The 22654-nt window shown below is 67.7% G+C and carries 20 protein-coding genes and 1 riboswitch; of the genes, 17 read left to right on the top strand and 3 right to left on the bottom strand.

Features of this window, described 5'->3' with window-relative positions; genetic code table 11:
• Positions 1 to 95 precede the first annotated feature (95 nt).
• The gene (locus ACFWF1_RS09960; RefSeq protein ID WP_379284796.1) at positions 96 to 473 is read left to right on the top strand and encodes a nuclear transport factor 2 family protein; all 378 of its coding nucleotides are present in this window, start codon (positions 96 to 98) and stop codon (positions 471 to 473) included.
• A 345-nt stretch (positions 474 to 818) separates the two neighbouring features.
• On the opposite strand, the gene metE is transcribed toward ACFWF1_RS09960, so the two are convergent.
• On the bottom strand, positions 819 to 3104 hold the full coding sequence (metE, locus tag ACFWF1_RS09955; protein ID WP_379284795.1) for a 5-methyltetrahydropteroyltriglutamate--homocysteine S-methyltransferase: 2286 nt from the start codon (positions 3102 to 3104) through the stop codon (positions 819 to 821).
• 171 nt (positions 3105 to 3275) lie between these two features.
• Positions 3276 to 3418, bottom strand: a riboswitch (cobalamin riboswitch).
• A 298-nt stretch (positions 3419 to 3716) separates the two neighbouring features.
• Between metE and ACFWF1_RS09950 the strand changes: the two genes are divergently transcribed.
• From ACFWF1_RS09950 to coaD, 4 genes are all read left to right on the top strand, one after another.
• Positions 3717 to 4592 carry a glycosyltransferase gene (locus ACFWF1_RS09950; protein WP_379284794.1) on the top strand — a complete coding sequence of 292 codons (876 nt, stop codon included), beginning with the start codon at positions 3717 to 3719 and terminating at the stop codon, positions 4590 to 4592.
• A gap of 115 nt (positions 4593 to 4707) precedes the next feature.
• The gene (locus ACFWF1_RS09945; RefSeq protein WP_379284793.1) at positions 4708 to 8106 is read left to right on the top strand and encodes a pyruvate carboxylase; all 3399 of its coding nucleotides are present in this window, start codon (positions 4708 to 4710) and stop codon (positions 8104 to 8106) included.
• A complete protein-coding gene (gene rsmD, locus ACFWF1_RS09940; protein WP_379284792.1) occupies positions 8103 to 8654 on the top strand; it encodes a 16S rRNA (guanine(966)-N(2))-methyltransferase RsmD in 552 nt (183 codons plus the stop codon). Before ACFWF1_RS09945 ends, rsmD begins: the two co-directional genes overlap by 4 nt.
• Positions 8655 to 8713: 59 nt before the next feature.
• Entirely contained in the window at positions 8714 to 9199 is a 486-nt protein-coding gene (gene coaD / locus ACFWF1_RS09935; RefSeq protein ID WP_357378228.1) for a pantetheine-phosphate adenylyltransferase, read from the top strand.
• 69 nt (positions 9200 to 9268) lie between these two features.
• On the opposite strand, the gene ACFWF1_RS09930 is transcribed toward coaD, so the two are convergent.
• Positions 9269 to 9787, bottom strand: a complete 519-nt coding sequence (locus tag ACFWF1_RS09930) for a GtrA family protein (RefSeq protein WP_379284791.1) — start codon at positions 9785 to 9787, stop codon at positions 9269 to 9271.
• A gap of 368 nt (positions 9788 to 10155) precedes the next feature.
• Here ACFWF1_RS09930 and ACFWF1_RS09925 point away from each other — a divergent pair, with 368 nt between their 5' ends.
• From ACFWF1_RS09925 to ACFWF1_RS09885, 9 genes are all read left to right on the top strand, one after another.
• Complete coding sequence (locus tag ACFWF1_RS09925) at positions 10156 to 10902, top strand: DivIVA domain-containing protein (protein WP_379284790.1); 747 nt, start codon at positions 10156 to 10158, stop codon at positions 10900 to 10902.
• Between the two features lie 84 nt (positions 10903 to 10986).
• Entirely contained in the window at positions 10987 to 11655 is a 669-nt protein-coding gene (locus ACFWF1_RS09920; protein ID WP_379284789.1) for a YceD family protein, read from the top strand.
• A 2-nt stretch (positions 11656 to 11657) separates the two neighbouring features.
• Positions 11658 to 11840 carry a 50S ribosomal protein L32 gene (gene rpmF / locus ACFWF1_RS09915; protein ID WP_014987105.1) on the top strand — a complete coding sequence of 61 codons (183 nt, stop codon included), beginning with the start codon at positions 11658 to 11660 and terminating at the stop codon, positions 11838 to 11840.
• A gap of 22 nt (positions 11841 to 11862) precedes the next feature.
• Positions 11863 to 12573 (top strand): ribonuclease III, encoded by a 711-nt coding sequence (gene rnc, locus ACFWF1_RS09910; protein ID WP_379284788.1) that lies wholly within the window; start codon positions 11863 to 11865, stop codon positions 12571 to 12573.
• Positions 12574 to 12575: 2 nt separating this feature from the next.
• Complete coding sequence (mutM, locus tag ACFWF1_RS09905) at positions 12576 to 13436, top strand: bifunctional DNA-formamidopyrimidine glycosylase/DNA-(apurinic or apyrimidinic site) lyase (RefSeq protein WP_379284787.1); 861 nt, start codon at positions 12576 to 12578, stop codon at positions 13434 to 13436.
• 64 nt (positions 13437 to 13500) lie between these two features.
• Positions 13501 to 14082: a dihydrofolate reductase family protein gene (locus ACFWF1_RS09900; protein WP_379284786.1), complete on the top strand. Its 582-nt coding sequence runs from the start codon at positions 13501 to 13503 to the stop codon at positions 14080 to 14082.
• Positions 14083 to 14087: 5 nt separating this feature from the next.
• Entirely contained in the window at positions 14088 to 15149 is a 1062-nt protein-coding gene (locus tag ACFWF1_RS09895; protein WP_379284785.1) for a PHP domain-containing protein, read from the top strand.
• A 106-nt stretch (positions 15150 to 15255) separates the two neighbouring features.
• Positions 15256 to 16782, top strand: coding sequence for a PstS family phosphate ABC transporter substrate-binding protein (locus tag ACFWF1_RS09890; RefSeq protein WP_379284784.1), 1527 nt, complete (start codon positions 15256 to 15258; stop codon positions 16780 to 16782).
• Between the two features lie 79 nt (positions 16783 to 16861).
• Complete coding sequence (locus ACFWF1_RS09885) at positions 16862 to 17293, top strand: carboxymuconolactone decarboxylase family protein (protein WP_379284783.1); 432 nt, start codon at positions 16862 to 16864, stop codon at positions 17291 to 17293.
• Positions 17294 to 17446: 153 nt separating this feature from the next.
• On the opposite strand, the gene ACFWF1_RS09880 is transcribed toward ACFWF1_RS09885, so the two are convergent.
• Positions 17447 to 17743, bottom strand: coding sequence for a hypothetical protein (locus ACFWF1_RS09880; RefSeq protein WP_379284782.1), 297 nt, complete (start codon positions 17741 to 17743; stop codon positions 17447 to 17449).
• 80 nt (positions 17744 to 17823) lie between these two features.
• On the opposite strand from ACFWF1_RS09880, the gene ACFWF1_RS09875 reads away from it, so the two are divergent.
• The 3 genes from ACFWF1_RS09875 (at position 17824) to ACFWF1_RS09865 (ending at position 22580) form a co-directional block, all read left to right on the top strand.
• Positions 17824 to 18912 carry a winged helix DNA-binding domain-containing protein gene (locus tag ACFWF1_RS09875; protein ID WP_379284781.1) on the top strand — a complete coding sequence of 363 codons (1089 nt, stop codon included), beginning with the start codon at positions 17824 to 17826 and terminating at the stop codon, positions 18910 to 18912.
• A 336-nt stretch (positions 18913 to 19248) separates the two neighbouring features.
• Positions 19249 to 20445, top strand: a complete 1197-nt coding sequence (locus ACFWF1_RS09870) for a glycosyltransferase family 4 protein (protein ID WP_379284780.1) — start codon at positions 19249 to 19251, stop codon at positions 20443 to 20445.
• On the top strand, positions 20442 to 22580 hold the full coding sequence (locus ACFWF1_RS09865) for a glycogen debranching N-terminal domain-containing protein (protein WP_379284779.1): 2139 nt from the start codon (positions 20442 to 20444) through the stop codon (positions 22578 to 22580). The genes ACFWF1_RS09870 and ACFWF1_RS09865 overlap by 4 nt, the downstream gene beginning before the upstream one ends.
• The last annotated feature ends 74 nt before the right edge of the window (positions 22581 to 22654 follow it).

Below are 22654 nucleotides of genomic sequence, written 5' to 3'. Positions count from 1 at the left end.
CAAAAGCTTCCGAACCGAGCAATTGCTTGGTTCAATCGAGAGGGCGTTGCGCACAACGCGGTTCGCCCGTCCGGCAGCAGAAAGTGAGCCCGCCCATGCCGACTCCCGACGAACTCGTCCGCGATATGTGCCGCAGCTGGTCCGACCCGGATCCGGACCGAATCGCCGCCTTCTTCGCGGAAGATGCTGTATACCACAACATTCCGCTCGAACCGGTGGTCGGCCGCACCGCCATCCGCGACTTCATCGCCGGCTTCCTGACCACCTTCGAGGCCATCGACTTCGAGATTCACCACCAGATCACCTCCGGCAACCTGGTCATGAACGAACGCACCGACACCCTCCACAGTGCGGGCAAGCCGATTCCGCTTCCGGTCACCGGCGTCTTCGAAGTGGCCGACAACACCATCCTCGCCTGGCGCGACTACTTCGACATGGGCGTCATCAACCGCGCGTTCAACCTGGAAGGTTGACCGGCTTCGGCCCCGGGAAATTCGTGGCAACTGGTCGGAACCGAACCGCGAGCGCACGCGTCGAAGGTGGATAGGGGCGATTCATGGAGTGGTTTCACTAGGTGCAAGGAGGGGTTGGGATGGATCGTTGTCCCGGGTGTCATACGGCGTGGCGACGAGGGATGAGCTCCAGGTCGCGGCAGCAACCGGTCAAGCGGGCCGAAGAGCCGTGCGAGCGATACACGTCACGGCGGCGCCGGGTCTCCCGACCCGAGCCCGAGGCGGGCTGAGGGCGAAGATGATCGAGCTCGGCGCCGCCGCCTGGATCAGGCGGCGGCGCCGAGCGTCAGTGAACAGCCGAGACGGTCAGCGCACGGCGGTCGCGGCGGCGACCATGTTGCGCAGCGACGCCTCCACCTCGGCCTGGCCGCGGGTCTTCAGACCGCAGTCGGGGTTGACCCACAGTCGTTCGGCGGGAACGGCTTTCAGTGCCGCGCGTAAGGAGGTGGTGATCTCCTCGACGCTGGGCACCCGGGGCGAGTGGATGTCGTAGACCCCCGGCCCGACGCCGAGGTCGAAGCCCGCCGCGTTGAGGTCGTCGAGCACCTCCATTCGCGAGCGCGCCGCCTCGATCGAGGTCACGTCGGCGTCCAGGCCGGCGATCGCGTCGATCACCTCGCCGAACTCCGAGTAGCACAGGTGGGTGTGCACCTGGGTGGCGTCCGAGACACCGGAGGTGGCCAGGCGGAACGACTGCACCGACCAGTCGAGGTAGGCCTGCTGATCGGCCTTGCGCAACGGCAGCAGCTCGCGCAGCGCGGGCTCGTCGACTTGGATGACGCGGATGCCCGCGGCCTGCAGGTCCACCGTCTCGTCCCGGATCGCCAGCGCGACCTGCCGCGCCGAGTCGCCGAGCGGCTGGTCGTCGCGGACGAACGACCAGGCCAGGATGGTGACCGGCCCGGTGAGCATGCCCTTGACCGGCTTCGCGGTGAGCGACTGGGCGTAGCTGATCCAGTCGACGGTCATCGGCGTCGGCCGCTTGACGTCGCCGAACAGGATCGGCGGCCGCACGCAGCGGGAACCGTAGGACTGCACCCAGCCGAGCTCGGTGGCGGCGAAGCCGTCGAGCTGCTCGGCGAAGTACTGCACCATGTCGTTGCGCTCCGGCTCGCCGTGCACCAGCACGTCGAGGCCCAACTTCTCTTGCAGCGCAATGACATCGGCGACCTCGGCGCGCATCCGGCGGATGTATTCCGCCTCGTCGATCTCGCCTTTGTTGAACGCGGACCTGGCCAACCGGATGGCCGAGGTCTGCGGGTACGAGCCGATGGTGGTGGTCGGCAGCGGCGGCAGGTGCAACTGCTCCTGCTGCAGTACGCGGCGCTCCTCGGCGGGTGCGCGGCGGATCGTGTCCGGGCCCAGCTCGGCCAGCCGGGCCCGCACCTGCGGGTCATGCAGCCGGGTGTCGGCCTGCCGCGCCGCCAATGCCGCACGGGTGTCGGCCAATTCGGCGTCGATCGCCTCGGTGCCCGCGGTCAGCGCGGTCGCCAGCAGCCGAACCTCGGCCACCTTCTCGGTACCGAAGGCCAGCCACGACCGCAGCCGCTCGTCCAGCTTGGTCTCCGCGGCCAGCGTGTACGGCACGTGCAGCAGCGAGCAGGAGGTCGAAACCGCCACCGAGGCAGCCGAACCCAGCAGGGTGCCGAGGGTGGCGAGCACGGCGTCGAGATCGGCGCGCCAGACGTTGCGTCCGTCGACCACACCGGCCACCAGCAGCTTGCTCGCCAGCGCCGGAATACCGGCGACATCGGAAACACCGGTGCCGGAGGTGAAGTCGAGCGCGATGCCCTCGATGTCGGTGCTCGCCAGCGCGTTCAGCGCCGCGTCGGCGTGCCCGAAGTAGGTCGCCACCAGGATCGCCGGACGCTCGGCCGACGCGGTCAGCTCGGTGTAAGTGCTTCGCACCAGCTCGATTTCGGCCTCGGTGAGGTCGGTGACCAGCGCGGGCTCATCGATCTGCACCCAGCCGATGCCCGCCTCGGCCAGCAGCCGGAGCAGTTCGGAATACAGCGGGACGAGTTCGGCGAGCCGGTCCAGCGCCGCCCCGCCGGTGGCCTTGGCCAGCTTCAGGAAGGTGATCGGGCCGACCACCACCGGACGGGCGGGCGCGCCGAGCGCGAGTGCCTCGCGCACCTCGTCGAGCAGCTTCGCCGGGTTCAGCGAGAACGCCGTGTCCTGGTCGATTTCCGGCACCAGGTAGTGGTAGTTGGTGTCGAACCACTTGGTCATTTCCAGCGGTTCGATGCCGGCTTTTAGGTCGGACCCAGCGTTGCCGCGCGCGGCGGCGAAGTAGCGGTCCAGCGGATCGGCGATCCCGGCCACCCGCGGCGGCAGCGCGCCGAGCAGGACGGCGGTGTCGAGTACCTGGTCGTAGTACGAGAAGGTGCCCACCGGAATCGAATCCAGGCCTGCCGCTTGTAGTTCGGCGAGTTGGGCGTGCCGCAGGTCGCGGGCGACGGTGTGCAGCTGATCGGCGTCGATCTTGCCTGCCCAGTAGGCCTCGGTGGCCCGCTTGAGCTCACGCCGCGGTCCGACCCTAGGTAGCCCGAGAACCGTTGCGGTGAACGGTGTCTGATTTACAACAGTCACGTTGTCTCTCCAGTGCTGGTGTCGTGGGCCGTCGCCATGCGGGCTGCGCGGCTACCGGGTGACACGTCAGGAGATTCGACAACAGAGCCCGACACATCAAGTACTGGTAGACCGCGCGCCCAGATCCACGAGGCGGTGGCCGTCGGATACGGCGTATCCGACACGGCTGGCAGGTCTTCGGACTCACAGGCACCGGCCTGGTCGGCCGACCTACTGGCCGTCGCTTCCCGGGTGTGGTGCGCCCAGTGCTTGTAACGGCGTTCGTTCCTGCTTACCGCTGCGGGACAGTCCCGGATTCCCACCGGGTTCCCTCTCGCCCGTCCGCCCTTTCGGGGCGGCCGAACTCGGCTCCGCAACGCGACGACGGGGCTCCATCTCGTACGCGCGCGGTGAACCAGCTGCACCCTCCAGCATAGGGCGCGTGGCGGGAGCGCGGTGCGGCCGGGCGGTGCGGCGGTCGCTCTCGATCGGCTGGCCCGCGTCATCTGGTCGCCTGTCCAAGTCTGTGAGGAACCCCACGGAAATCGGGTGTAGCCCAGCTTTCCGGAATATGTCTAAAGTTGTCACCCTCTGGGGAGGGCTTCGGCGCGGGGGTCGATAGCAGGAGTGCTTGTGACGACTGAACGATCGGTATCGATCGTCATTCCGACATATGTGGAGACGGTCGCGGGCCGTGATCTGCTCGATATACAGCTGGACGCCTTGACGCGTCAAGATTATCCGGGGGAATTCGACGTTGTCATCGCCGACAACGGCTCACCGGTCGACGTGCGCGTCCATATCGAAAATCACCAGGTCCGGGATCGGCTGAAGCTCCGGTATGTTGATGCGTCGGGTGGGTGCGGTGCCGCATTTGCCCGAAATGTCGGGGCCGGTAGTGCCACGGGTGAGGTGTTACTGTTCTGTGATCACGACGACCGCGCGTACCCGAGCTGGGTCAGTCGCATGGTCGAGTTCCTGGACGAGGGCTACGACCTGACTTGTTCTGCGATCGAGGGTGATTCGCTCAACACGGACCACCCGCGCCTGGTCGCCAACATCCCGGCGCCGGACCAATTCCAGCCGCCCGGCGTTTATGCTCCTGTGATCATCGGCACCAGCATGGCGTGCCGCGCCGAGGTCTATCGGAAGCTCGGCGGACAGGACGCCAGCTATGCCGCCAACGAGGATCTCGAATTCGGCTGGCGCGCCCATCGAGCGGGATACCGCCTCGGCTATCTGGCCGAGGCGCTGATCGCCTATCGCTACCGTCGCGGTTTCCGGCCCGGCTATCGGCAGGGCCGTAGCAGAGGTCTCGGCCTTGCGCGACTGAACGGCGAATTCCCCAAGAATGGTTTACCCGAAATTCATCTTCCCGAAGTTTTGTTACGGATGATTCGGCTGCCCTTTACTCGCGGATTAGTCGCCGAAGAACGCGGACTGATGATCGGCCTCGCGGTAGGTCAGTTCCGGGGCGGGTTCCGGCATCGCACGATGCACTGGATCTGACGATGTGATGTCGCGGGGCACGGATCTTCGCAACAGTGCTAGCCCGGGTTGTGAAGATGCTTGCGAAGGCCCCTTCCGTGTCTGCGTGGGGGCGGAGTCCGGGTACCTTAGGCGGATGTTCACGAAAGTTCTGGTTGCCAACCGCGGCGAGATCGCCATCAGGGCCTTTCGCGCGGCCTACGAGCTCGGCGTGGGGACGGTAGCCGTCTTCCCGTACGAGGACCGCAATTCGGTCCATCGGATGAAGGCGGCCGAGTCGTACCAGATCGGTGAACAGGGACACCCGGTCCGGGCGTATCTGTCGATCGACGCGATCGTCGACGCGGCAAAGTCGGCAGGCGCCGACGCCGTCTACCCTGGCTACGGCTTCCTGTCCGAGAACCCGGACCTGGCCGCGGCCTGCGCCCGCGAGGGCATCACCTTCATCGGCCCGTCCGCCGACGTGCTCGAGCTCGCGGGCAACAAGGCCAGGGCCATCGCCGCGGCCAAGGCCGCAGGCCTGCCGGTGCTGCGCTCCAGCGCGCCGTCCGCGGACGTGGACGAGCTGCTCGCCGCGTCGCAAGAGCTGGACTACCCGATCTTCGTCAAGGCGGTGGCCGGCGGCGGCGGGCGCGGCATGCGCCGGGTCGCCGATGCCGAGCACCTGCGCGAGTCCATCGAGGCCGCGTCGCGCGAGGCCGAATCGGCGTTCGGCGATCCGACCGTTTTCCTCGAGCAGGCAGTGGTGAACCCGCGCCACATCGAGGTGCAGATCCTGGCCGACCAGCACGGCAACGTGATGCACCTGTTCGAGCGCGACTGCTCGGTGCAGCGCAGGCACCAGAAGGTGATCGAGCTCGCGCCCGCACCGAACCTTGATCCCGAACTGCGCGACCGCATCTGCGCCGACGCGGTGGCCTTCGCCAAGGAGATCGGTTACAGCTGCGCGGGCACCGTCGAGTTCCTGCTCGACGAGCGCGGCAAGCACGTCTTCATCGAGATGAACCCGCGCATCCAGGTCGAGCACACGGTGACCGAGGAGATCACCGATGTCGACCTGGTGCAGTCACAGATGCGGATCGCGGCGGGGGAGACCCTCGAACAGCTCGGGCTCAGTCAGGAAACGGTCAGCATCCGCGGTGCCGCGATGCAGTGCCGGATCACCACCGAGGACCCGAACAACGGCTTCCGCCCCGACACCGGCCGGATCACCGCCTACCGCACGCCGGGCGGCGCGGGCATCCGGCTCGACGGCGGCGCCAACCTCGGTGCCGAGATCGGCGCCTACTTCGACTCGATGCTGGTGAAGCTCACCTGCCGCGGCCGCGACTTCGGCGCGGCGGTGTCGCGGGCCCAGCGGGCGCTCGCCGAGTTCCGAATTCGTGGCGTTACCACCAACATTCCGTTCCTGCTCGCGGTGCTCGACGACCCGGACTTCAGGGCGGGGCGGGTCACCACGTCCTTCATCGATGAGCGTCCGGAGCTGCTCAACCAGCGGGGGTCGGCGGACCGCGGCACCAAGATCCTCACGTATCTGGCCGACGTCACGGTGAACAAGCCGCACGGCGAGCGGCCGACGACGGTGTATCCGCACGACAAGCTGCCCGCGATCGATCTGTCGGTGCCGCCGCCGGACGGCTCTCGGCAGCGGCTGTTGCAGCTCGGGCCAGAAGGTTTCGCGAAGGCGCTGCGCGCGCAGCAGGCGGTCGGCGTCACCGACACCACGTTCCGGGACGCGCACCAGTCGCTGCTGGCCACTCGCGTGCGCACCAACGGCCTGCTCGGTGTCGCGGGGCACGTGGCCCGGCTGACGCCCGAACTGCTGTCGATCGAGGCCTGGGGCGGCGCGACTTACGATGTGGCGCTGCGCTTCCTGTACGAGGACCCGTGGGAGCGGTTGGCCGCCTTGCGCGCGGCCGTGCCGAACATCTGTCTGCAGATGCTGCTGCGTGGCCGTAATACCGTGGGCTACACGCCGTATCCGGAGCAGGTGACGCGGGCGTTCGTGTCCGAGGCTACCGCGACCGGTATCGACATCTTCCGGATCTTCGACGCGCTCAACAACGTTGATCAGATGCGCCCGGCCATCGACGCGGTGCGCGAAACCGGTACCGCCATCGCCGAAGTCGCGATGAGCTACACCGGGGACCTGTCCAACCCGGACGAAACCCTGTACACCCTGGACTATTACCTCAAGCTCGCCGAGCAGATGGTCGACGCGGGCGCGCACATCCTGGCGATCAAGGACATGGCCGGACTGCTGCGCGCCCCCGCCGCCGCCACCCTGGTGACCGCGTTGCGCAGCAACTTCGACCTGCCGGTCCACGTGCACACCCACGACACCCCCGGCGGCCAGCTGGCGACGTATCTGGCCGCCTGGCAGGCCGGTGCCGACGCCGTCGACGGCGCGAGTGCCGCGATGGCCGGAACCACCAGCCAGCCTGCGCTTTCCGCGATCGTCGCCGCCGCGGCGCACAGCGAGCACGACACCGGGCTGAACCTGCAGAACGTTTGCGATCTCGAGCCGTACTGGGAAGCGCTGCGAAAGGTGTACAAGCCCTTCGAGTCCGGGCTGCCTGCCCCGACCGGACGCGTCTACACCCACGAGATCCCCGGCGGTCAGCTGTCGAACCTGCGCCAGCAGGCCATCGCGCTGGGCTTGGGGGATCGGTTCGAGGAGGTCGAAGCGAAATACGCTGCCGCAGACCGGCTCCTGGGCCGCCTGATCAAGGTGACGCCGTCCTCCAAGGTCGTCGGCGACCTCGCCCTCGCCCTGGTCGGCACCGGCGTCGACATCGAAGACTTCGCCGCCGACCCGGGCCGCTACGACATCCCCGATTCGGTAATCGGTTTCCTGCGTGGCGAACTCGGCACCCCGGCCGGTGGCTGGCCCGAACCCTTCCGTAGCCGCGCCCTGGCCGGACGTGGCGAGGCCAAGCCGGAGACCCCGCTCACCGCAGCCGACGAGGCCGGCCTGGCAGGCACCTCCGCCGAACGCCGCGCCACGCTGAACCGACTGCTGTTCCCCGCGCCCACCGCCGAATTCAACGCGCACCGCGAGAAGTACGGCGACACCATGGGCCTGTCGGCGAACCAGTTCTTCTACGGCCTGCGCCACGGCGAGGAACACCGCGTCCAACTCGAACCGGGCGTCGTCCTGCTCATCGGCCTCGAAGCCATCTCCGAGCCCGACGAGCGCGGCATGCGCACCGTCATGTGCATCCTCAACGGCCAGCTGCGCCCGGTCGCTGTCCGCGACCGCTCCATCGCCAGCGACATTCCCGCCGCGGAGAAGGCGGACAAGGGCAATGCCGGTCACATCGCCGCACCGTTCGCGGGCGTCGTGACCTTGGCTGTCGCCGAGGGCGATTCGATCGCGGCGGGCGACACCGTCGGCACCATCGAGGCGATGAAGATGGAGGCCGCGATCACCGCGCCGCGGGCGGGAACCGTGGGCCGGGTCGCGATCGGCCAGGTACAGCAGGTCGAGGGCGGCGACCTGTTGATCGAACTCGCCGTACGCGAGTCCGAATGACCCGGATCGTCGCCGGCACGGCGGGCGGGCGGAAGCTGCGGGTGCCGCCCGCCGGGACCCGCCCCACCTCGGACCGGGTGCGCGAGGCCGTGTTCAGCGCGCTCGACGCGCGGCTCGACTTCGACGGCATCCGGGTGCTCGACCTGTACGCGGGCTCGGGCGCGCTCGGCTTGGAGGCGCTGTCCCGCGGCGCCGCGCACGCACTGCTCGTCGAAGCCGATCGCAAGGCAGCCGAGGTCGTCCGCGGCAACATCGCCGATGTCGGGCTGCCCGGCGCGGAGCTGCGGGTCGCGACCGTGGCGAGCGTGCTGGCACTGGGCGGCGCAGGCGAATTCGACCTGGTGCTGTCCGACCCGCCCTACGCGGTCGAGATCGACGCGGTACTCGGCGACCTGCGGGCGCTGGCCGACGGCTGGTTGCGGCCCGACGCCCTCGTCGTCGTCGAGCGGGCGCGCCGATCGCCGGAAATCGAATGGCCTGCGGGTTATTCGGCGATGAAGCCGCGTAAGTACGGCGAAACACGCATCGAAATGGCGACTTTCGACTGACCGTGTGGTTTCGAGCACCCTCCGTGCCGCGTGACCCGCCCGCACGATAGCGTCTGACCATGGCAGGAGCACTGTGCCCCGGGTCCTTCGACCCGGTGACCAACGGACACATCGACGTCTTCGCGCGGGCAGCGGCTCAGTTCGACGAGGTCGTCGTCACCGTCTCGATCAACAAGAACAAGCAGGGCATGTTCAGCATCGACGAGCGCATCGAGATGCTGCGCGAGTCGACCGCCCACCTGCCCAACGTCCGAGTGGAGTCGTGGTACGGCCTGCTGGTGGACTTCGCCAAGGAGCAGGGCGTCACGGCCATCGTGAAGGGCCTGCGCGACGCGACCGACTTCGGCTACGAGCTGCAGATGGCCCAGATGAACAAGAAGCTCTCCGGCGTCGAGACCTTCTTCATCGCCTCCAACCCCGCCTTCAGCTTCCTGTCCAGCTCACTGGTCAAAGAGGTGGCGACCTTCGGCGGCGACGTCACCGACATGCTGCCCCCTTCGGTGCACAAGCGCCTGCTCGCCCGTCTCGCCGAGCGCCAGAGCTAGTCCGGAACGCAATCAGCCCCGATCCCAAAAGCTTTGGGACCGGGGCTGATTCCCCTCACTCGACGAGGTTCAGAAGACCAAACCGCGCAGGGCCAGGAAGCGCATGCCGCCGACAACCGCGGTGATGCCGAGGATGGCCGTGGCCTCCGCGGTGCCGCCGATGGTCGGGGCCCACACGTCCAGCGCCGCCAGGCCCGCGGTGGTGATGGCGAGGCCGACCAGTGCCAGGCCGCCGCCTTCCCACTGTGCGGTGAACCAGCCGACGCGGCCGCTGGCGTGGAAGGTGAGCTGGCGGTGCAGCTCGTTGGCGATCACGGTGCTGACGATCGAACCGACCACGTTGGCCATCAGCGGGCCGATGCCGTGCATGGCGAAGAACAGCAGCACGTAGGCGATGTTGCTGGACCCACCGACCAGCGCGAAGCGGATCAGCTGGGCGAAGGCGCGGTCGCCACGCAGGTAAGTCATCAACTGCTGGAACCGCGCGGCCACCGGTACCGGCTGGAGCAGCGGGTACGGGCCTACCCACGGCATGAAGTAGCTGGTGGTGCTAACTCCTGCCGATCTCTGTAGATCCAGAACAGTCATGGTGTTTCCGATCGAACTCAAGCCTTCGCTGGGGACAACAGCGACGGTGATCGCTTCCTTCCCGCCGACTCTTGACAGGTCCCGCTTGTTCAGTCGGACTCTGTCAACACTCGGCGGACCGGGTAGCCCTTCCCTCTGGCTTCCTCAATCCCGCAGTCCCGGTGGGGGCTGCGCTCGGGATGAAGACCTTGTCGATCTTCCTATTGACGATAACACGAAGCGGAGACAGATCCTCCACTTGATTTGTGTGGCGTACGAGACACTGCGACGACACACCGGAGGGTGACTCGGCACAGGCCGTGATGAGGGGCACACTGGGGCTCGGCGGACAGTTCGCCATTGAGTCGTAGGAGAGTGGGGTAGTCAGCATGTACCGCGTATTCGAAGCCCTCGACGAGCTGGTCGCCATCGTCGAGGAGGCGCGTGGCATCCCGCCGACCCGCAGCTGCATCGTGCCGCGCGGCGACGTGCTGGAATTGCTCGACGACGTGCGCGACGCACTGCCGGGCGAGCTCGACGACGCCCAGGACGTGCTCGACATCAGAGACAAGATCGTCTCGGATGCCCGCTCGGCCGCCGAGATCACGGTGAGCAGCGCCAACGAGCAGGCGAGTCACACCATCGGCTCGGCCCGCGAGGAGGCCGACCGCATCCTCGCCGACGCCAAGGCGCACGCCGACCGCATGGTCGCCGAGGCGAGCGCGCATGCCGACCACCTCGTCAACACCGCCCAGGCCGAGGCCGACCGCGTGGTCGCCGACGGCAACGCCGAATTCGAGGCCGTCACCGGCCGGGCCCGGCTGGAATCCGAGCGAATGATCGAAGCGGGCAAGGCTTCCTACGATCGATCGGTCGCCGAGGGCGAGGCCGAGCGGGACCGCCTGGTCGCACAGACCGAGGTGGTCCGCGCCGCGCACGCCGAATCCGCCCGGGTGATCGACGCCGCGCACGGTGAGTCCGATCGGATGCGCGAGGAGTGCGACGTCTACGTCGACTCCAAGCTCGCCGACTTCGAGGAGACCCTGAGCAACACCCTGCGCACCGTCGGCCGCGGCCGTCACCAACTCCGCTCCGGCGCGGGCGCCCCCGACTACGCCGCCGATTACCGCCGCTGACCCGACTGCTGCATTTGGGTGGATTCGAACCCTCGCGTATCGTGGTGTGGTTGCCCATCCCCCCGAAAGTGAAGTGAGTTCGTGATGTCCGCCGGTTCCGGTTCCGCCCCGCGTCAGAGCTCGGCCACGCGCCGAGAGCCCGACGCGGCCTTCGTGCTGGACGTCCGCAGTCTCGGCCGCCGGGCCGGGACGATGCGCGAGCTCCAGCGCACGATCACCACCGTCGACCGCATCGGCCTCGACCTGGTCGGCGTGCCGGTCGGCGCCGAGATCGAGCTCGACCTGCGGCTGCAGGCGGTGTCCGAGGGTGTGCTGGTCACCGGAACGGTGGCCGCGCCGATCGAGGGCGAGTGCTCGCGCTGCCTCGAGCCGTTCACCGACGAGGTGAATCTGCACCTCACCGAGCTGTTCGCCTACCCGGACAGCACCACCGAGCAGACCACCGACGACGACGATGCCTACCGCATGATCGACGACACGATCGACCTCGAACCGGTGGTCATCGACGCGATCGGCATCGAGCTCCCGCTGCAGCCGCTGTGCTCGCCCGACTGCGCCGGACTGTGCGCGGAATGTGGCGTCCGGATGGCGATTGCGGGATCCGAGCACTCGCATGAGATACTTGACCCTCGCTGGGCCGGGCTGGCGAAATTTGCCACTGCATCGCCCGGCAACGGCAGCCCCGACCAGGGTGCGGCCACAGCAGCAGACCAGTCAGCCGAAATGGCAAGCAATATGACAGAGGAGAAGTAGTCGTGGCCGTTCCCAAGCGCCGGATGTCCCGTTCCAACACCAGGTCGCGGCGCAGCCAGTGGAAGGCCACCGCGCCGACCCTGATCACCTGCCCGAACCGCGCCTGCGGCGAGAAGACCCTGCCGCACATCGCGTGCCCCTCCTGCGGCACGTACAAGGGCCGTCAGGTCACAGCAGCTGTCTAACAGTTCAACCTGTCGTATAGACGTGACCGAACCTGACTCGTCCATCGGACACGCGAGCCTGCTCGCGGCGCTCGGCGTCGAGCTGCAGCCGGATCTGCTGCGGCTCGCGCTGACGCACCGGTCGTACGCATATGAGAACGGTGGCCTGCCGACCAACGAGCGCCTGGAATTTCTGGGCGATTCCGTGCTGGGTCTGAGCATCACCGAGCGGCTTTACCACGAGCACCCGGACAAGTCCGAGGGCGAACTGGCCAAGCTGCGCGCGAGCGTGGTGAACATGCACGCGCTCGCCGAGGTGGCGCGTCAGCTCGGCGAGGGCGGTCTCGGCGTGCACCTGCTGCTCGGCAAGGGCGAAGAGCTCACCGGCGGCCGGGACAAGCCGAGCATCCTTGCCGACGGCATGGAGTCGCTGCTCGGTGCGGTGCATCTGGAGCACGGCATCGACGTCGCGCGTGAGGTGGTGCTGCGGCTGTTCGCCGACCTGCTCGAGCGCGGACCCCGGATGGGGGCCGGCCTCGACTGGAAGACCAGCCTGCAGGAACTCACCGCCGAACGCGGTCTCGGTGTGCCCAGCTACGAGATCACCTCGACCGGTCCCGATCACGACAAGGAATTCACGGCGACCACCGTGGTCGGCGGCCGGGCTTACGGGCAGGGCGTCGGTCGCTCCAAGAAGGAAGCCGAGCAGAAGGCCGCGGGCACCGCCTACCAGGCGCTGACCGCCGAATCCTGATCGTGCCAGAACTTCCCGAGGTAGAGGTCGTCCGGCGTGGCGTCGCCGAGCACGTGGTCGGCCGGGTCATCGAGTCGGTCGCGGTCACCCATCCGCGCTCGGTGCGCCGCCACCTCGAGGGTGCCGCCGATCTCGCCGCGCGGTTGACCGGCCTGAAGGTCGAGTCCGCCGAGCGGCGCGGCAAATATCTCTGGCTCACCTTCGACGAGCCCGATACCGCGCTCGTCGTGCATCTCGGCATGAGCGGGCAGATGCTCGTGCAACCGGCCGACGCACCGCTGGAGAAGCACGCACACATTCGCGCGACTCTCGGCGACGGCAGGCAACTGCGTTTCATCGACCAACGCACCTTCGGCGGCTGGGCGCTCGCCCCGCTGGTCGAGGTGAACGGCACCCGGGTGCCCGAACCCGTCGCGCATATCGCCCGTGACCCACTAGATCCCCTCTTCGACGCGGAATCCGTGGTCGCCGCGGTGCGGGCCAAGCAGACCGAGATCAAACGCGTGCTGCTCGATCAGAGCGTCGTCTCCGGTATCGGCAACATCTACGCCGACGAATCCCTGTGGCGCGCAAAGCTGCACGGCACCCGCGTCGCCGCCAGCCTGTCCCGTCCCGCTGTCCGCGGACTGCTCACCGATGTCGGCGCGGTCATGGGGGAGGCGCTCACGGCCGGCGGCACCTCGTTCGACGCGCTGTACGTCAACGTCAACGGCGAATCCGGTTACTTCGAACGCTCGCTCGCCGTCTACGGCCGCGAGGACGAGCCGTGCCGCCGCTGCGGCGCCCCGATCCAGCGGGAAAAATTCATGAATCGTTCCTCGTATTCTTGCCCGCGGTGCCAGCCGAAGCCTCGCACTCGTTAGCGGACGCGAGCTACCTTTCTAGTAGGCGGTTCGGGAAGTCGGTCCGGCCGTGGAGGAAGGACACATGCGCAAGCTCACGTATTACGTAGCGTCGACCATCGACGGATACATCGCCACCGAGGACGGATCGGTCGATTTCTTCCCGGTCGGTGGCGACCATGGGCCTGCGATCACCGCGCAATATCCGGAGACGCTGCCGACGAAGGTGCGCGAGTCGATCGGCATCGACAAGCGCAACCGCTACTTCGACACCGTGCTGATGGGCCGCAAGACGCACGACTTCGGCGTGCGCACCGGCACATCGAGCCCGTACGCGCATCTGAAGCAGTACGTGGTGTCCACCACGCTGCCGGAGAACCCCGACCCCGACGTCGAGCTGATCGCCGCCGACCCGCTGGCGAAGGTGCGAGAACTCAAGCGCGACAACGGTCTCGGGATCTGGCTCTGCGGCGGCGGCGAACTGGCGCAGGAATTGCTGCCGGAGATCGATCAGATTTTCCTCAAGCTGTACCCGGTGCTGCTCGGCCGCGGGAAGTCGCTGTTCGGCTCGGGGCCGCGGCTGCCCGATGCGGCCAAGTTCCGGGTGATCACCAGCCGGGTATTCGAGGACGGAGTGGCCTTCATGAAGTACAGCAGGATTCGTTAACCGCTGTGGCGGAAGACGATTCGATCGCCGCGGACCCGGCGAGCACGCCGGGTCCGGTGGAGGTGCTTCGCGAGATCGGCTTCTGGCTGGAACGCTCGCGGGCCGAAACGTATCGGGTCAAGGCGTACCGGCGAGCCGCCGATATCGTCGCGGAGCTGTCGGACGAGGAGCGCGCGGCGCACCGGGCCGCGCGCAGCTGGCGCGATATCGCCGGGATCGGGCCGAAGACCGCGGGCGTGATCGAACAGTCCTATTCCGGAGTGGTGCCGCAACAGCTGCTCGACCTGCGCAACGCGGCGAAGCCCATCGGTGTGCCGGGTAAGCCGCTGCGTGCGCAGCTGCGCGGCGACCTGCACACGCACTCGGACTGGTCCGACGGTGGCAGCCCGATCGCGGAGATGATGGGTGTCGCGGCGGCCCTCGGGCACGAATACTGTGCGCTCACCGATCACTCGCCGCGCCTGACGGTCGCCAACGGGCTGTCCGCAGGCCGGCTGCGCAAGCAACTCGACGTGATCGCCGAGCTCAACGACCGCCTGGCACCGTTCCGCATCCTCACCGGCATCGAGGTCGACATCCTCGACGACGGCACCCTCGACCAGCAGGCCGACCTGCTCGCCGAACTCGACATCGTGGTGGCCAGCGTGCACTCGCACCTGCGCGCGGACAGCGCGACGATGACCAAACGGATGGTCTACGCGGTGGCCGACCCCAACGTCGACGTGCTCGGCCACTGCACGGGACGGCTCGTCGAGGGCGGCCGTGGCACCCGACCCGAGTCGGCGTTCGACGCGGAGATGGTGTTCGAGGCGTGTCGCACCTACGGCACCGCCGTCGAGATCAACAGCAGACCGGAACGCCGCGACCCGCCCTCCCGGCTGATCCGGCTCGCGGTCGAGATGGACTGCCACTTCTCCATCGACACCGACGCGCACGCGCCCGGCCAATTGGACTGGCAGGGCTACGGTTGCGAACGCGCTATGGCGAATGGTGTTGCGGCCGAACGGGTCATCAACACCTGGCCGCTGGCCGACCTGCTGGCCTGGACCGAGTCGCCCGGCGCCTGATGGCCGTCGGGTTAAATGTTGCCGAATAGTTCTGCTGTTCCGGGGATCATGGTCGATCGCGACTGAAAATGGTTGCCAGACAGACCTTGTGGGGGTGGATTAACCGTTGGGCGACTTTCCCATCGAAATCGTGCTGGCGGTCATCGGCATCGTGGTGCCGATCGGTGCGTTCCTGTACGAATTCGTCATCGTCGGGCGCAAGCGCCTCGGCTACCGCGTGCAGATGGACACGCCCGTCACCGGCGAGGTCGAATCTGTGTTCCCCGGTGTGCTGCCGCAGCTGCGGCCCGCGCTGGACGGGGCGAGCCCGGACCTGAAGGATCTCTCGATTGTCTTGGTGCGCATCGAGAACAGCGGTGCGACGCCCATCGACACGCACGACTACAAGGCGCCCGATCCGGCGCGGATCGGCCTGCACCTGCGGTTCCCGCAGCGCCTGGTGATCGGCATGGCGGTGACCGAGCTCAGCGATCCCGGCCTGGCGGACAGCCTGGACGGTGACTCCGGCATCGCGGTGCGCGAGGACATGGCCGGGCGCATCGGCGTCATCGATCTGCCCAAGGTGCCGTTGAATCGTAGTGAGCACTACAAGATCCTGGCCATCCTGCAGCGCTCCGAGGGCTCGGGGGAGTATCCCGTGCCGGTGTTGACCGGCGGCATCAAGGGCGGGCGCGTCCAGGAGACCAGGAGCCAGACCGGCATTCCTCGAATGATGTTGGGGCTGACCATCTTTCTGGTGCTGGTGATCGCCGTTCAGCTCATCGTCGCCGCGGTCGAGCCCGCGCCGGCCCCGTTGGAATGCGCCTCGGGCAAGCTCACCGTCGTCGGGTCGTCGGCCTTCGCGCCTGTCGTGCGGGAGGCCGCCGACTTCTATGAGAAGCGCTGCACCGGAACGCAATTCGCGTTCAACTTCGAGGGCACCGAGCGCGGGCTCGACCGGCTGGCCGAGGAGGGCAAGGACAATCCTGCGCTGCTGGCCATCAGCGACGGTCCGAAGGGCAGCGGGTATCCCACGCTGGTGTACCGCCCGCTCGCGTTGTCGCTGTTCACCGTGATCGTCAACAAGGACGTCGGTGTGCAGAGCCTCACCGAAACCCAGATCAGGGATCTGTACCAGGGCCGGGTCGCTAACTGGCGCGACGTGGGCGGCCCCGATCTGCCGGTCGTGCTGGTGAATCGGATCCCCGGTTCCGGCACCCGAAATACGTTCGAGCGCAGGCTGCTCGGCGCGGGCCAGCCCGATCGTCCGCACGTGAGCTGTACTGCGATCAAGGGCACCGCGACCTCCGCCGGGGCGCACTGCGATGTCCAGGTGACCACGGACATGCAGAAGGCGGTCGGCGAAATCCCCGGCGCCATCGGCTATTCCGAGTTCTCCGAGGCGGTGGACGCCGGGCTGCCGACCGTCGCGATCAACGGTGTCACCGCGAACCGCGACGCCGCGATCAATCGCACCTACCCGTTCTGGGGCGTGGAATACGGCTACAGCTACGGCGAGCTGCCCGGTGACTCGCTGGCCGCGGCCTTCCTGCACTTCCTGGTCGATCAGACCGGCAAGGATGTGCTGCGCGCGCACGGCAACGCGCCGTGCGCCGAGCTGCCCGACCCGGGCCGGTGCCTGCCGGATTCGTGATCGCGCGTCACACTTTTCCGGCCTGTCTCGTCCAACTGGTGTAGGCGAAACATCGAGGAAGGACGACAACGTGTCACGGATGAAGCTGGCGAAGGTAGCACCGGAGCTGTACCAGGCGTGGTTCGCGGCCGAGGGCGCCATCCGCCGCGGCCCGCTGGACCCGGTGGTTCGGGAACTGGTCAAGATCCGCGCCTCGCAGATCAACGGCTGCGTGTACTGCATCGATCTGCACACCACCGATGCCAGGCTGGCCGGGGAAACCGAAAAGCGCATCTTCCAACTCAGTGCCTGGCGCGAGTCACTGCTCTACTCCGACGCCGAACGAGCGGCCCTCGCCTATGCCGAGGCGGTGACGAAACTAGGCGACCACGGCGTGAGCGACGAGATATGGTCCGACGTCGAACAGCATTTCGACGAGGGCGCCGCCGCCGGCCTGGTCGCAGTGACCGCAATGATCAACCTGTGGAACCGAATCGGCGTCCCGCTGCGCATGCAGCCCGACGTGGACTGACCCACGCCCATCCGACCGAAGGCCGTCCTTCATCCCGCCAGACAGGCCGAAGGGCCCCTTCGGTCGGATGCCGTCCGGGTCGGTATGCCGAATGAAGGTGACCGTCGGGTGGTCATGACGACCGAAGGGCCCCTTCGGTCGGTAAGGCGGGTGTTAGTCCGTGGGCGGCAGCATCGGGCGGGTGAAGTAGTCCTCGACGGGTAGCGGGCCGGTGTAGCGGCGGCAGGGGCAGCGCACCCACTCCCACGTCGCGGGGGCGATGGAGCGTCGCTCCTCGGCGTGGCATTCACCGGCCTGTGCGTCGTGGATGGCCAGGTCGTGCCCGCATCCGCATTTCGCGACGCTCTGGATGGCCTTACCGCCGACGCGCCCGCGCCGGCCGTAGCGTCCGACGGCCCAGCCGACGCCGAGGATTCCCGCTCCGACAGCCAGGGTGATGGGATCGAACATACGACCATTGTACGTATACGTATGCGGGTTCACTGGCGAAGGGCCCCGTTCTGTCGGTGGTATCGGCGAAGATGGCAGGCATGACGGAACTATCGCTGCGTGAGCTGAACCGAACCCTGCTGGTGCGTCAGATGCTGGCGCAGCGGGTCGCGATGACACCGTTGGAACTGGTGCGGCATCTGGTCGCGGTGCAGGGGCAGGAACCCAACTGGCCCTACGTCGGGTTGTGGACTCGGCTGACCGATTTCGCGCACGACGACCTGGCGGCGCTGCTGCGGGAGCGAAAGCTGGTGCGCTCGGCCATGATCCGCCGCACCGTTCATCTGGCCGACGCGCAGGACTTCCGCTGGCTGCGCCCGACGGTGCGCCCGGTCGTGCAGCAGGCGCTGCAAGCGCCGTACTACCGCGACGAGATCGAGGGCGTCGATCTGGACGAGCTCGCCGCCGCGGGCCGCGACGTGCTGTCCGGGCGGATCATGTCCCGCGCCGATCTCGGAACGCTACTCGGCGAGCGCTTTCCGGGTCGGCACACCCGCAGGCTCGCCGAGTCGGCGGAGCTGCTGGTCCCCATGGTGCACAGCCCGGTGACCGGGGCCTGGGGCAAATGGCGCAACCGCTCGGTGACCGTCGCGCTCGCCGACGAATGGATCGGCGAGCCGATGGAAACGGCGCCGCACGCGGAGACGCTGATCCTGCGCTACCTGGCCGCGTTCGGTCCGGCCACCGTCGCCGACATGCAGGCGTGGGCGGGCGTCACCCGGCTCGCCGAGGTGGTCGACGAGATGCGTACCCGCCTACGTGTTTTCACCGACGATCAACACCGGGTGTTGTTCGATCTGCCGGAGGCCCCGCTGGCAGATCCGAATCTGCCGGTGCCGGTGCGCTTCCTGCCCGCCTTCGACAACGCGCTGCTCGGCCACAAGGACCGGCGCCGGATCATCAGCGACGAGGATCGCCAGCGGATCGCCAAGGAGGCGTCGGGGGGTGTGCCGATGTACCTGGTCGACGGTTTCGTGCACGGTCGGTGGTCCTTGGACGACACCACGATTCGGGTTACCCCGTGGCATCCGTTGTCCGCGGCCGATGCGGAAGAGCTGCGCGCCGAGGCCGAGCGGATGCTGACGTTCGTCGTGCCCGGTCAGGACGGAAAGATCGTGATCGAAGGCTGAGCCGATATCCAGTCCCGTAAACAGATTCGATTGAAACTCGCAAAGGCCGCTCCCACCTGGCGATCTCGGCTATCGATCAGCAACGTATCCGACTGCATGGTTTGAGAAAGCTCCGGTGAGGTACATCACTGGCGGCCCCCCTGATCGTGCGGCAACGCGACCAGGCCAACCAAGCCTTACGGACCGGCGGTGCAGCAAAGCTCCACCTCCGCCGTGGCGGCCACCGGCTCGGCGCCCTGCGCTTTCCGAGTGCTGGGCGTGTGCGCGAATTGCTAGCGGTTGTGCCCAAGCAAATGGTTGTGTCCCTGCACGGTGTGCCCCTTTGGAAGGAGGGTCATGAGCGAGTTGCCCATGTCGCGTTCGGGTCAAGCTTCTACTTCGGACTTGCTGTCGATCGATCACAGCGGTTCTCGATTCCGCATCGCGATGGTTGTTCCGCCGTACTTCGATGTGCCGCCCAAGGCGTACGGAGGTGTCGAGGCCGTCGTCGCCGATCTGGTCGACTCGCTGGTGGCCAGAGGCCACGACGTCACCCTGCTCGGCGCGGGCGAGCCGGGCACCAAGGCGACCGAGTTCATTCCGTTGTGGGACAACATTTGCCCCGAGCGCCTCGGCGAGCCGTTCCCCGAGGTGTTGCACGCACTGCGGGCGCGCCGGGCGATCGAAAAGCTCGCCGCCGCTGGCCGCATCGACCTCGTGCACGAGCACACCTTCGCAGGCCCGCTGAACGCGCCGGCGTATAGGGGACTTGGCTTGCCGACCGTGGTGACGGTGCACGGACCGGTCGAGGGCGAATGCTATGAGTACTACCGGGAAATGGGCGATGAGGTCTCACTCGTCGCGATCAGCGACCGGCAGCGGGAACTGGCCCCGGATTTGAATTGGGCTGGGCGCGTGCATAATGCTCTGCATCCCGAGGAGTGGCCGTTTCGCGCCGACAAGGACGACTACGCGCTGTTCCTCGGCCGCTTCAACGAGTGCAAGGCGCCGCATCTGGCGCTGGAGGCCGCGCACGCCGCGGGCATCCCGCTCGTGCTTGCCGGCAAGTGCAGCGAGCCGCCCGAGATCAAATACTTCGAGGAGCAGGTACGCCCGTTGTTGACCGACCAGGATCACGTATTCGGCCTCGCCGACGCCACCGAGAAGCGAAAGCTGTTGGTGGGAGCGAAGTGTCTGCTGTTCCCGATTCGTTGGGAAGAGCCGTTCGGCATGGTGATGATCGAGTCCATGGTGTGCGGCACCCCGGTCGTCGCATTGCGCGGCGGCGCGGTGTCCGAGGTGATCGTCGACGGGGTGACCGGCCGCGTGTGTGACGATCCGGCCGAACTCACCGCCGCCATCGCCGAGGTGCAGACCATGGATCCGGCGGCCTGCCGCGCGCACGTCGAGGCGAACTTCGGCGCCGACACGCTGGGTCGCGGCTACGAGCAGGTCTACCGCAAGCTGATGCGGGCGGCGCGCAAGCGGACCGGATTCCGTTGGTACCAGGATCAGGCCGTGCCGATGCAGGCAGCGGCGAGCGGACTCGCGTGACGGCGGATCCCACCGCCGCGCTCAGCCCCGCCCCACTGAACTCCGGTGAGCCGACGGGTTTCGGTGGGGCGGGCTCGGTGACGCTGGTGGAGGGCGGCACCTTCTGCCTGTCGAACCGGCTCGGCGATGTCGAGCCGGGCCGCCCGCACGGCCTCTTCTTCCGGGACGCGCGGGTGGTGTCCCGGTGGGAGTTGCTGGTGGACGGCCAACTGCCCGAACCACTTTCGGTGCTCAGCCCGGAGGCGTTCGCGGCCAGATTCGTGCTCCGAAGACCGCCGACGGCCGGGCTGGCCGACAGCACGCTGCTCGTGCTGCGCGAGCGGATCGTCGCCGACGGCATGCACGAGGTGCTCACGCTGGAGAACATGGGCCGCGAGCCGACGGCGGTCACCCTCGAGCTGCATGTCGACGCCGACTTCGTGGACCTGTTCGCGGTCAAGGAGGGGCGGGGCGGACACGGCCGGTCCGAGGTGACGGTGGCCGAGGGCGAGCTGCTTTTCCATGATCGGACCGATCGGATGCGCGGGCTCTCGGTGTCGGCGACCGTCGAACCCACGGTATTGCCAGGCAGTTTGCTGTGGCGGGTGGTGGTGCCGGTCGGCGAGAGCTGGCAGACCGAGATCACCGCCCAGCCCACCCTCGGTAACCAGCGGTTCCAGGCGCCGCTGGCGCCGGGCGAGCACTACGGGGTCAGTGCGCCCGGCCGCAAGATCGCCGCCTGGCGGCACACCGCCACCGACGTCTCCGCGTCGCATCCGGAACTCAGTCAGGTGTTGCGGCGCAGCGAAAGTGACTTGGGCGCCTTGCAGATTCACGACGACACCGGCCAGAACCGGCCGTTCGTCGCGGCGGGCGCGCCCTGGTTCATGACCCTGTTCGGTCGCGACAGCCTGCTGACCGCTTGGATGGCGCTGCCGCTCGAGGTCGATCTCGCCCTCGGCACGCTGCAACAGCTGGCCGAATTGCAAGGGCAGACGGTGAATCCGCTCACCGAGGAGGAGCCGGGCCGGATCATGCACGAGATGCGCCGCGGCCCGGCGGGCGGGCTGGTGCTCGGCGGCAACATCTATTACGGAACCGTCGACGCCACACCGCTTTTCGTGATGCTGCTGGCGGAATGTCATCGCTGGGGCGCGGATTCGGCCTCGATCAGAGAGCTGCTGCCCGCCGCCGACGCGGCGCTGGACTGGATCGGCGATTACGGTGACCGCGACGGCGACGGGTTCGTCGAATACTGCCGGGCCACCGACCGCGGCCTGGTCAACCAGGGCTGGAAGGACAGCTGGGACGGCGTAAACGACCTGGACGGTCACGTCACCGAGGCGCCGATCGCGCTGTGTGAGGTGCAGGGGTACGTGCACGCCGCGCTGCTGGCCCGCGCCGAACTCGCCGAGGCCTTCGACGACCCGCATCGGGCGGGGGATCTGCGTGATCAGGCGGCTCAATTGCGCGGCAAGTTCGGTGAAGCGTTCTGGCTGCCCGAGCGCGGCTGGTACGCCATCGCGCTCGACAAGGGCAAGCGTCGCATCGACGCGTTGACAAGCAATGCGGCACACTGCCTTTGGTCCGGCATCGCCAGCGACGCGCACGCCGCCGAACTGGTGCAACGACTCTCGGGACCGGAGATGGACAGCGGTTTCGGATTGCGCACGCTCGCTTCGACAATGGGCGCCTACAACCCGATGAGCTACCACTGTGGCTCGGTGTGGCCGCACGACACCGCCATCGCGGTGGCCGGCCTGCTCCGCTACCGGCACGTGCCGGGCGCCGTCGAGCTGGCGACCCGGCTGGCCACCGGATTGCTCGACGCCGCAACGGCTTTCGACGGCAGACTACCCGAGCTGTACTGCGGCTTCCCGCGCTCGCGGTTCCCGACCCCGGTGCCGTACCCGACCTCCTGCTCACCCCAGGCATGGGCGAGCGCGGCCCCGCTGCTGCTGGTGCGGGCGTTCCTCGGTCTCGACCCCGACGTGCCCAACCGCACCATCACGGTGCGCCCGCTGGTGCCGCCGGAATGGGGCCGGATCACGTTGTCCGCGTTGCGACTCGGCCCGATCACCGTCGACCTGGAGGTGGAAGGCGCCCAGGTCACCGCCGCCCGCCTACCCGACGATTGGCAGCTGATCACGCGATGATCCGGTATGAACGGCCCGGCATCGGGTACCCCTCGGAGGTAAGCATTCAGGTCATGCTTTTCAGGCTGATAGAC

This window comes from Nocardia sp. NPDC060255, assembly GCF_042727395.1.
In the GTDB taxonomy this organism is placed as follows: domain Bacteria; phylum Actinomycetota; class Actinomycetes; order Mycobacteriales; family Mycobacteriaceae; genus Nocardia.
Note: the sequence above shows the minus strand (reverse complement) of the source record. Positions and strands in the feature narration are given on the sequence as shown.